At 78.6% G+C, this 407-nt stretch carries 1 pseudogene; it reads left to right on the forward strand.

From position 1 onward, the window contains the following. A pseudogene (locus tag LPA54_RS40600) lies at positions 1-407 on the forward strand (hypothetical protein); the annotation flags it as partial.

Here is a 407-nt window from a genome sequence, read left to right on the forward strand (position 1 = left end):
GACCCGGAGGCCCCGTTCCCGGCGCCGCCCCGCGTGCCGCTGCTCGGGCGGTGGCTCACGCACTTCGGGGAGCGGGCCCGCGTGCCCGGCTCCTGCCTGCTGCTCGCCATGACGGACGTCCTGGGCCGGCACTGGGCGACCGGCCAGTCCACGCTGGAGGACCAGCATCTGGGTGCGCTGCTCGCCTGGATCGACCCGCCCGAGGGCCGCTCCGGGGCGGAGGCCGCCGAGGAGGCGGAGCTGGCGCGGGACGCCGACGGGCAGCTGGTGTGCCCGCCGGCGGGCCCGGCCACCGACCCGGCGTTCGACAACAAGCTGCTCGCCCCGGCCATCGAGCGCTACGACCGCGCGCGTACGGCGCTCGCCGCCGCCGAGGACGGTGTGGAGGCCGACGACCGGCTGGGCGC

It is taken from the genome of Streptomyces sp. DH12, assembly GCF_020873895.1.
In the GTDB taxonomy this organism is placed as follows: Bacteria; Actinomycetota; Actinomycetes; order Streptomycetales; family Streptomycetaceae; genus Streptomyces.